This is a genomic window from Acidovorax sp. HMWF018, assembly GCF_003061035.1.
GTDB lineage: Bacteria > Pseudomonadota > Gammaproteobacteria > Burkholderiales > Burkholderiaceae_C > Acidovorax > Acidovorax delafieldii.
On the sequence record NZ_QAIM01000561.1, the window covers coordinates 1 to 9,601 of the forward strand.

Annotated in this window: 9 protein-coding genes; 7 read left to right on the top strand and 2 right to left on the bottom strand. The window is 63.4% G+C overall.

The genetic code is table 11. The features are described from left to right. Window positions 1-218 precede the first annotated feature (218 nt). The 7 genes from rfbF to DBR23_RS24000 are packed head-to-tail and all read left to right on the top strand — an operon-like array spanning window position 219 to window position 6,378. Complete coding sequence (gene rfbF, locus DBR23_RS23970) at window positions 219-989, top strand: glucose-1-phosphate cytidylyltransferase (protein ID WP_056748022.1); 771 nt, start codon at window positions 219-221, stop codon at window positions 987-989. 6 nt (window positions 990-995) lie between these two features. Next, window positions 996-2,063: a CDP-glucose 4,6-dehydratase gene (rfbG, locus tag DBR23_RS23975; protein ID WP_108499796.1), complete on the top strand. Its 1,068-nt coding sequence runs from the start codon at window positions 996-998 to the stop codon at window positions 2,061-2,063. Beyond that, a complete protein-coding gene (locus DBR23_RS23980) occupies window positions 2,060-2,620 on the top strand; it encodes a dTDP-4-dehydrorhamnose 3,5-epimerase family protein (RefSeq protein ID WP_108499797.1) in 561 nt (186 codons plus the stop codon). The genes rfbG and DBR23_RS23980 overlap by 4 nt, the downstream gene beginning before the upstream one ends. Next, on the top strand, window positions 2,617-3,858 hold the full coding sequence (locus DBR23_RS23985; protein WP_108499798.1) for a class I SAM-dependent methyltransferase: 1,242 nt from the start codon (window positions 2,617-2,619) through the stop codon (window positions 3,856-3,858). The genes DBR23_RS23980 and DBR23_RS23985 overlap by 4 nt, the downstream gene beginning before the upstream one ends. A 54-nt stretch (window positions 3,859-3,912) precedes the next feature. Then, complete coding sequence (locus DBR23_RS23990; RefSeq protein WP_108499799.1) at window positions 3,913-5,037, top strand: DegT/DnrJ/EryC1/StrS aminotransferase family protein; 1,125 nt, start codon at window positions 3,913-3,915, stop codon at window positions 5,035-5,037. 10 nt (window positions 5,038-5,047) lie between these two features. Then, window positions 5,048-5,698, top strand: a complete 651-nt coding sequence (locus DBR23_RS23995) for a GNAT family N-acetyltransferase (RefSeq protein WP_146191430.1) — start codon at window positions 5,048-5,050, stop codon at window positions 5,696-5,698. Window positions 5,699-5,730: 32 nt separating this feature from the next. Beyond that, window positions 5,731-6,378: a hypothetical protein gene (locus DBR23_RS24000; RefSeq protein ID WP_056065712.1), complete on the top strand. Its 648-nt coding sequence runs from the start codon at window positions 5,731-5,733 to the stop codon at window positions 6,376-6,378. 9 nt (window positions 6,379-6,387) lie between these two features. Here the strand turns inward: DBR23_RS24000 and DBR23_RS24005 are convergent, their stop codons facing one another. Continuing rightward, on the bottom strand, window positions 6,388-8,586 hold the full coding sequence (locus tag DBR23_RS24005; RefSeq protein WP_108499801.1) for a tetratricopeptide repeat protein: 2,199 nt from the start codon (window positions 8,584-8,586) through the stop codon (window positions 6,388-6,390). A 124-nt stretch (window positions 8,587-8,710) separates the two neighbouring features. Continuing rightward, window positions 8,711-9,601 (bottom strand): flagellin (locus DBR23_RS31620; protein WP_255581859.1); only part of this gene is annotated, 891 nt, incomplete at its 5' end.

Here is a 9,601-nt window from a genome sequence, read left to right on the forward strand (position 1 = left end):
CCAAATGGGCGGCGCAAGAGGCCACAAAATCCAAAAAATGGCGTCTTCCGCGTTCGCGCGGGAAATTTCGAGGGCTTGTTCAGCGTAGCCCTAAGTGAGCCCTTGCGCAGCGTGTCCGCCATCCGTGCGCCCACATCGCATGCAAACGCCTCATTTGGACGGTGTTTCTGCTGTGACTGGACCTTTTTGGCCGTGAGGGCCTGCACTATGCTGCGGGCATGAAAGCTGTACTGCTGGCAGGCGGGCTTGGTACCCGCATTTCGGAGGAGTCGCACCTGCGGCCCAAGCCCATGATCGAGATCGGTGGGCGGCCCATCCTCTGGCACATCATGAAGATGTACTCTGCCCACGGCGTCAATGACTTCATCATCTGCCTGGGCTACCGCGGCTACGTTATCAAGGAGTACTTCGCCAACTACTTCCTGCACATGTCCGACGTGACGTTTGACATGGCCAACAACCGCATGGAAGTGCATCATCGCCATGCCGAGCCCTGGCGGGTGACGCTGGTGGACACCGGCGAAAGCACCATGACCGGCGGTCGCTTGCGCCGGGCGCAGGAATACCTGCCTGCAGGCGAGCCCTTCTGTTTTACCTATGGCGATGGCGTGGCCGACCTCGACATGACGGCCCAGTTTGCCTTCCACCGCGCCCATGGCCGCCAGGCCACGGTGACGGCCGTGCAGCCCCCGGGCCGTTACGGCGCCCTGGTGCGTGATGGCGACACCGTGGCGGGGTTCGAGGAAAAACCGCGGGGCGACGGTGGCTGGATCAATGGCGGTTTTTTTGTGCTGCAGCCCGAGGTGATCGACCTCATCGACGGCGACGCCACCAGCTGGGAGCTGGAGCCCATGGCCCGCCTGGCCACCAGCGGCCAGCTGCGCGCCTTTGAGCACACCGGCTTCTGGCAGCCCATGGACACGCTGCGCGAGAAGAATCTGCTCGAAGACCTGTGGCAATCGGGCCGCGCCCCCTGGAAGTGCTGGTAAACCACGATGCGCCCTGATCCCGACTTCTGGCGCGGCAAGCGCGTGTTGCTCACCGGCCACACCGGCTTTAAGGGCGCGTGGCTGGCCCTGTGGCTGCAACGCCTGGGCGCGCAGGTGACCGGCGTGGCGTTGCCCCCTGCTAGCGAGCCTAACCTGTTCAGCCTGGCCCAGTTGGGGCAGGGCGGCCCGGGCATGGAGAGCCATTTTTGCGACATCCGCAACGCCCCGGCCCTGGCCCTGCGCGTGCACGCCGCCCGGCCCGATGTGGTGCTGCACCTGGCCGCGCAGGCGCTGGTGCGGCCCGGCTATGCAGAGCCACTCGACACCTTTGCCACCAACGTCATGGGCACGGCGCATGTGCTGGACGCGCTGCGTGGGCTGGAGGGCGTGCGCGTGGCCGTGGTGGTCACCACCGACAAGGTCTACTGCAACCGTGAATGGGTTTACCCCTACCGCGAAGACGACCCGCTGGGCGGGCACGACCCCTACAGCGCCAGCAAGGCGGCGGCGGAGTTGGTAACCGCCAGCTACCGTGATTCCTTTCTTGCAGCCCAGGGCGTGGCTGTGGCCACCGCCCGCGCGGGCAATGTGATTGGCGGCGGCGACTGGGCGCAAGACCGCTTGCTGCCCGACGCCGTGCGCGCCTGGGAGAAGGGTGAGACCCTGCGCATCCGCCGCCCCCAGGCAACGCGTCCCTGGCAGCATGTGCTGGAGCCGCTGGCCGCCTACCTGCGCCTGGCCCAATGCTTGTGGGAATCGCCCGCACTGGCCGGTTCCTACAACTTTGGCCCACTGCCGCACGAGGCCGCTACGGTCAAAAATGTCATCGAATTAGCCTCCAGCGCATATCCTTCCAGCGCAACAAGCTATGAAAAAGAGAGTGATGGCCCCCACGAAGCCGGCTGGCTCGCGCTGGAGACTGCCCACGCCCGCCAGGTGCTGGGCGTAGCCCCGCATTGGGCGCTGAACACCGCCGTGGCCCGCACCATGAACTGGTACCGACAGCACCTTGGCGGCGCCGATGCGCGCGCGCTGTGCCTGGCCGACATCGACGCGTGGGAGGCCCGCCCATGAGCCGCCTGGCCCTGGCGCCGCTGCCCCTGGCGGGGTTGTTTCGCGTGCAACGACAGCCCTTGGTGGACGAGCGCGGTTTTTTTGCGCGCCTGTTCTGCACCGATGAACTGGCGGGCGCAGGCTGGGCGGGCCCGATCGCCCAAGTCAACCAGAGCTATACAGCCCTCCAAGGCACCGTGCGTGGCATGCACTACCAAAAGCCGCCGCACGCCGAAATGAAACTGGTGACCTGCCTGCGTGGCGAGGTCTGGGACGTGGCCGTGGACCTGCGCCAGGGCTCTCCCACCTTTTTGCAGTGGCATGCCGAGCATTTATCCGCAGACAACGGCAACGCGCTGCTCATCCCGCCCGGTTTTGCCCACGGCTTCCAGACGCTGACCGACCATGCCGAGCTGCTGTATTGCCACTCTGCAGCCCATGCGCCCGCCGCCGAGGCGGGGCTGCACCCGCTCGACCCGCGTCTGACCATTGCCTGGCCGCTGCCGGTGGGGCAAATGTCGCCCCGCGACGCAGGCCAGCCCGGGATGACCGAAGAATTCGAAGGAGTGCGCCTGTGAAGTGCCGACACTGCGGCAGCCCGCTGCAATTGCCGTTTCTGGACCTGGGCAGCGCGCCCCCGTCCAACGCCTACCTGCGCGAGGCCGCCCTGCGCGCGCCCGAAACCTGGTTTCCGCTGCGCCTGTTGGTGTGCGAGACCTGCTGGCTGGTGCAGACCGAAGACCACGCCGGGCGCGAGGCGCTGTTCACCGACGACTACGCGTACTTCAGCTCGTTCTCATCGTCGTGGCTGGCCCACGCCAAGGCCTATGTCGAGGCGATGCGCGAGCGCCTGGACCTCACCGCCGCGAGCCGCGTGGTCGAGGTCGCATCGAACGACGGCTACTTGTTGCAGTACGTGCAGGCGGCCGGCATCCCCTGCTACGGCGTGGAGCCTACGGCCAGCACCGCAGCTGCAGCCCGTGCCAAGGGCATAGCGGTGGTGGATCGGTTCTTTGGCGTGGCGCTGGCCGATGAGCTGGCTGCCGCCGGCCGCCAGGCCGACCTGATCGCCGCCAACAACGTGCTGGCCCATGTGCCCGACATCAACGACTTTGTGGGCGGCTTCACGCGGCTGCTCAAGCCCCACGGCGTGGCCACCTTCGAGTTTCCGCACCTGCTGCGCATGGTGGAGGGCTGCCAGTTCGACACGGCGTACCACGAGCACTATTCCTATCTGTCGCTCACGGCCGTACAACGCATCTTTGCGGTCAACGGGCTGGTGGTGATCGATGTGCAGGAGCTGCCCACCCACGGCGGCAGCCTGCGGGTGTTTGCCGCCCGCGCCGATACCGTGGGCCACCCCCAGGCCACGCCCGAAGGCGCCGCCCGCGTGCAGCAACTGCTGGCCACCGAGGCGGCAGCCGGCATGCTGGGGGCAGGTTTCTATTGCGATTTTCAGACCCAGGCCATACGGGTCAAGCGCGAGCTGCTCACATTTTTGCTTCAATGCCAGGCCGACGGCATCACCGTGGGTGCCTATGGTGCTGCGGCCAAGGGCAACACCTTGCTCAACTTTGCGGGCGTGCGGCCCGACCTGCTGCCCTACGTGGTGGACAAGAACCCCGCCAAGCAAGGCCAATTCCTGCCGGGCAGCCACATCCCCGTGGTGAGCGAGGCGCACCTGCTCGCCCACAAGCCGCAACGTATCCTCATCCTGCCGTGGAACCTGCGGAGCGAAATCAGCTTGCAGCTGAGCGAAATACGTGAATGGGGAGGCCAGTTTGTCACGGCCATTCCTCGCCTAGAAGTCTGGTAGCCGAATACCTAGCGCTACGCCCATTTGAACCGTACACAACCGAAGGAGACCACCATGATCCCAATGTTCAAGCCCTTGATCGAACAAGAAGAAATCGATGCCAGCCGAGAGTCGCTGGAGCTGGGATGGCTCGGTATGGGCAGCTATGTGTCGGGGTTCGAGAAAAAGGTGAAAGAGATCCTGCAGGCCCCGGACCGCCATGTGGCAGCGGTGAGCACCGGCACGGCGGGCTTGCACATCGCGCTGCTGCTCGCGGGCGTGGGACCGGGGGACGAGGTGATCGTGTCGGCATTCAACTGTTCGGCCGACTACCAGGCCATCACCTGGGTGGGGGCGGACATCGTGTTCTGCGACTGCAACGACGACACACTCGAGCTGGACCTTGTCAAGGCCGAGTCCCTGGTGAGCCCACGCACCAAGGCCGTCATCGTGATGGACTACGACTGCATCATCAGCAACCATGAAGACATTGCCGCGTTCGCAGAGCGCCACAAGCTGCGCGTAATCCATGACGCGGCGCATTCATTTGGTTCCAGCTACAAAGGGCGGATGGTCGGCAGCTTTTCCGACATCTGCGTTTTCAGCCATGACCCGGTGAAAACAGTGACCTGTCTCGATGGCGGCACGATTGTTGTGCGTACGGAAGAGGAGTTGCGTCGTGTGCACGAGCTGCGTTTGCTGGGCATGCAGCAGCCTGCGGAGGTGATGTACCAGAACAAGCGTGCCTGGACTTTTGATGTCGAGCGGGTGGGATTTCGCTACCACATGCTCAACATGCACGCCGCGATCGGATTGGCGCAGCTGGGCAAGCTCGATGTGATCAAGTCGAGCCGTCAGGCAGCATCGCGCCGCTACAACGAAAAGCTGCAAGGCATTGCGCAGGTGCGCACTCCCCGTACCGATTTTGCCGAAGTCAACCCGTTTCTGTACTACATACGGGTGCCGGCAGAGCACCGCGATGCGCTGCGAGACTTCCTGAAGGAGAACGGCGTGGACACCGGCATCCACTGGCAGCCTGGGCACTGGTTCTCGCTCTGGAAGGACTGCAGGGCAGGGGACCTGTCGGTGACCGACAGCGTGGGCAAGGGCATTCTCTCGCTGCCGTTGCACTCGCGCATGCCGCTGGAAAGCGTGGACACCGTGGCTGCGCAGGTGCGTCGCTACTTTGCCCAACGCTGAAGAGGCCGCCATGAGTGCATCCACCCCTGGGCAGCAGCTTTTTGCTGCCATCAAACAGACGGCCCGTGCTGGCGAGCCTGGCCTGTTGTTGCCGGTGGGGCAGCCGCTGGCAGCGGTCGTTCGACCCATAGCCACCGTGCCTGGACACACCGATGCTGTTGATGTGCGGCTTTTGACGGAGTGGCGAAACCGCCATGTCAAATCTTTCCTGACCGAGTTTGTATCCACCCCTGAGCGCACCGCCGCCTGGCTGGCTGGAGCGGTTCACGAGAACCCCGGCAAGATGTTGTTCATGGTGGAAACCTTGGACGGCGAGCGTGTGGGGCACGTGGGCCTGGGCTTCATTGATTGGCAGCGTGGTTATGGCGAGGCCGATGCCATTGTCAGTGGAGGTTCATCCCCTCCGGGGTTGATGAAGGCCTCGTTGCTGGCGCTGATGCACTGGGCGCGCGATGCCCTCGGGCTGCAGACGCTGGCCGTGCGGGTGCGATCGGACAATCCGGCGGTCGACTTTTACCGCAAGGTGGGTTTTCAGGAGTACCAGCGAGTGCCCATCGTGGCCAGCACAGTCCCTGGCGGGGTGGACTGGAAGGAGGACCCTCATGCAGTAGGGGCCCCTGCCAGCTTGGTGTACATGCAACTGCACGTACCCCGGGCCTGAACAGGCCCTGAGGTCGTTGAAGGAGGCTGGGCATGGAAATTTTGCGAATGGACCGTGATCGGTTGCTGCGCTACGTGGTGCAGCAACTGCACTACACACTGCCAGACGATTTCGATCCCCGCATGGACATTGATGCGTGCCTGGACGAAGCACTTGCTCGCCTGCACGGGTGTATCAATGCCGTCCGGCCCTGGCGGCAGGACTGCTTTGATCCGCTGCATTCCACGCAGTACTGCAGTTTTCTGTACTTTCTGGCCAATACCATCTGGCGCCGCACGGCCAGTACGGAAACTCCCACACGCCTGTTCTTGCTGAACAAGGCCTTGAACGGTATCGACCTCTTTTACGAAATTGAGATGCCGCCGGTTTTCTTCATCGGACATTCCGTCGGGATCGTCTTCGCCAAGGCAAGCTACGGCAACTATCTGGTGATCTACCAGAATTCCACCGTCGGCAAGAACCATGGGGTGGCACCCGTGCTTGGAGAGGGCGTCATCATGTACGCGGGCACCGCCATCATTGGGGACTGTCAGGTGGGCGACGGCACGGTGTTGTCTCAAGGGGTCAGCCTGGTCAACACCCACTCACCCGGGCAGTGCACCATTTACCGTGGCGACGCCGGCAGGGTGGTTTTCAAGCCCACCCGGCGCAATGCGCTGCTCGACATTTTCCGGATCTGACACGCAGCATCAGGGGCCAGGGATGTCCATCCCCATGGCTTGCGTCGCATATTGAAGGTAAGTCACCGCGAATTCGGTGTGCCCGTGTGCATGCTCCACTTCGGCAAGGCACGCCAGAGCGACGGGATCGTGTGGTACGGCGTTGAGCACTTTTTCGGCCAGCTCGGTCACGGCAATCCAGTGGCGATCCGTGATCAAGGGGGCTGATTCGCCGATTCGCCGGGGCGGAGAGGAGGTCCGTGCTTTTTCAACCAGGTTCTGCAGGCTTTGGTGGGCTGCGTGCAGGCTGACCCGCTGGCCGGGTTTCAAGCCGACGCCCAGGACTGGGGGTTGCTCCCACTCTTGCGGGAACTGCGGTAACCAGCTCTGCATGGCCTGCTCCTGCGCCTGAGGATCGTCGGGATGCTCCATTTGAGCCAACCATTTCAGCCACATCACCCGCAGGCCTTCGCCAAAGTGCCGGCAGTAGAGGTCTTCGCGCATGAGCGCAGAGTTTTCCACTTCGCTACGCAGGTTGAGCCGAAGCGCATTGAGCGCCTGGGTATCTGCTGCCAGGCCCGCAGCAATGCGCACATAGTCGTCCGGGCTCTCTGCCAGCCACTCCTTTCGCCCCAGGTAGCTGAGCATGCCGACGCCCATGCGGCTCTTGAAACTTTCGCCCATCATGGAGACGATGGGGACCGCCATCCACAACACATCGAAAGTGGTCGTGCCGCCGGTGAGTGGAAATGGGTCCAGCGCAATATCGATGCGGTGGTAGGTCAGGTATTGGTTGTCTTGGTTGAGCGGCACCAGCTCCAGCCGCGAAGGCGGGAGCCCCAGTCCCTCGCAGCGATCGCGGTAGGCCTGCGCGAACTCGGGGCGATCGAAATTCTTGCCCTCGATCAGCAAGCGTGAATGAGGCACGGCTTCCAGGACACGCCCCCACAGTGCCAGCACTTCATCCGTCAGCTTGCCCAGGTTGTTGCAGGAGCCGAAGGTGATGAACCCGTTATCTATCGCGGGCGAGGGGCGCACCTGATAGCGGGGCTGGTAACGCCACAGGGGATTGCGGCTCATGGGCCGGTAACAGGCGAACAGCGTAGGCAACCGGTACAACTGTTCCGTGTACTGGTCATCGACGCCTGGCGGGTCGGTGATTTCGTCCGTGAACTTGTAGTCCACGGCGGTGAGCCCGGTGGTGGCCGGAAACCCCAGCCACGACACCTGCACTGGTGCAGCCTTGTGCGCCAGGATGAGCAGGCCGTTGTTGCCCGTGTGGCCCGCCAAGTCGACCAGGATGTCTATGCCTTGGGCGCGGATGGCATCGGCCTGATGCTCGGGGCTGAAGCCAGCCAGGCGCACGAAGTGGTCGACATGGCATTCCACCCGCTCTGTGACATGGTCGCCTTTGGGGAACAGGTAGAACGCATACACCTCGAATTGCCGCCGGTCCAGCTGGGCCAGCAGCCCCTCCACCGAGTACATGACGGCGTGCATGCGGAAGTCTGGTGACAGAAACCCAATCTTCAGGCGGCGCCAGGGCGAGCCGCGATGGGCCAAAAAGCTGGGCCAGTTGGGGCGCAGTGGGGGCTCAAAGACGCTGCCAAACTGGCGGGCGGCTGCAGACAGCTGCGCAGCGTTCACCTGCGGGTTCGCCAGCATGAAAAGCAGCCTGTTGGTGTAGTTTCCAGGGTCGCCGGGGCTGAGCGCGATGGCTTTCTCGCAATCCTGTACAGCCTCGCGCACCTGGCCCAGCTCGCGGCGGTGAATGGCGCTTTGCATCAGGGCACCGACTGTCAGCGGCATGGAGTCAGCCAGCGCGAGGGCTTTCTGGCTCGCATCAAATCCCTTGCTGTGCAAATTGATCAAATAGCAACACTCGGCGAGTTTGATCCATGCAACGGCTTGCTGGGGGCGCAGCTCGCAGACCTTTTCGAGATGCGGAAGTGCGTCGTAGTTGCGTGCTTGCTCAATCAGGATGTTGGCGTAGTTGATGAGCAGCTCGGCATCGCCTGGCCAGTACGCATAGGCTTGCTTGTAGGCCTTGAGAGCTGCGTCGAACTCGCGCTGCTTGTGGAGCGAGAAGCCCAGCAGGCGATGGGCGCCCAGGTGGCGGCCATTCTTGCGCAGAATTTGGCGGCACAACCGAGTCAGCGTGGGCCAGTCGGCGGCTGCGAGTGCCGCATGGAGGCGGGGATCGTCCTGGGCGGTGTTTTTGGATTGCACGTGGCTGCCGATCTACAAGCTAAGAAGCGGGGGGCGCCGCACAGTGTGCCATGTGAAAAGGGGCCCATTGGGGCCCCTTGTCGTTGCGTTGCAATTCCACTGCGCGGCGTGTGGGCTGGGTCAATTACTTGAGCAGCGACAGCACGCCTTGCGGGATTTGGTTGGCTTGAGCCACCATCGCCGTGCCGGCCTGTTGCAGGATCTGAGCCCGCGACAAGTTGGCGGTTTCTGCCGCGAAGTCGGCATCCTGGATACGCGAGCGCGAGGCAGAGAGGTTTTCCGATGTGATCTGCAGGCTGGAAATGCTGGTTTCAAAGCGCGACTGCAAGGCGCCGAGCTTGGCGCGTTCGCCATTGATGAAGGCCAGGGCCGAGTCCACGGTCTTGAGCGCATCGGTGGCGCTGGTGAAGGTGGTCACGTCCAGGTTGGCCACGGTGTGCAGTGACGATCCACCGCTGTCCAGCTGGTTGCTGGCAGAGGTCAGGGCAAACGATTTCTCAGAGTCGAGTGTGATGTAGCCGCCGGTGGCAACGTTGTCGACCGTGGCATCGGCTGCCAAGGTCTGCGCAGTGCCGTTGCTGGCGCCTGCCGCGTCGTAGCCGGTCACGCTCACGGCGGCTGCATTGGCATTGGTGGTATCTCCCACCACGATGTTGTTGCCAGTGGCGTTGGTCAGGATGATCTGGGTGCCGTCCGAGCTCAGCGAGGCGTTGATGCCGGTTTTTGCAGATTGTTCATTGATCGCCGATACGGCAGGCGAAAGGCGGTCTGTGCCGGTGGCGGATGTCAAGGTGAACGAGATCGTGCGGGATGCGCCTACGTTGTCGCCTTCCAGCGTCAGCGAATAGGACCCGGCCGAGGCCATGCCTCCCAGGCGTACTTCGGTGCGGGCGGTTGCGGTCACGCCCGTGGTGGCCTGCAGGGAATTGATCTGATCGGCGGTGGCTTTGGCGGTGGCATTCGAATTTACCGTCATGGTGCCTGTGCCCAGGTAGCCGCTGATGGAGACCGAACC

Excerpts from the sequence above, each read along its gene's own strand:
- rfbF (WP_056748022.1), top strand. The coding sequence starts at position 219 with ATGAAAGCTGTACTGCTGGCAGGCGGGCTTGGTACCCGCATTTCGGAG.
- rfbG (WP_108499796.1), top strand. The coding sequence starts at position 996 with ATGCGCCCTGATCCCGACTTCTGGCGCGGCAAGCGCGTGTTGCTCACC.
- DBR23_RS23980 (WP_108499797.1), top strand. The coding sequence starts at position 2,060 with ATGAGCCGCCTGGCCCTGGCGCCGCTGCCCCTGGCGGGGTTGTTTCGC.
- DBR23_RS23990 (WP_108499799.1), top strand. The coding sequence starts at position 3,913 with ATGATCCCAATGTTCAAGCCCTTGATCGAACAAGAAGAAATCGATGCC.
- DBR23_RS23995 (WP_146191430.1), top strand. The coding sequence starts at position 5,048 with ATGAGTGCATCCACCCCTGGGCAGCAGCTTTTTGCTGCCATCAAACAG.
- DBR23_RS24000 (WP_056065712.1), top strand. The coding sequence starts at position 5,731 with ATGGAAATTTTGCGAATGGACCGTGATCGGTTGCTGCGCTACGTGGTG.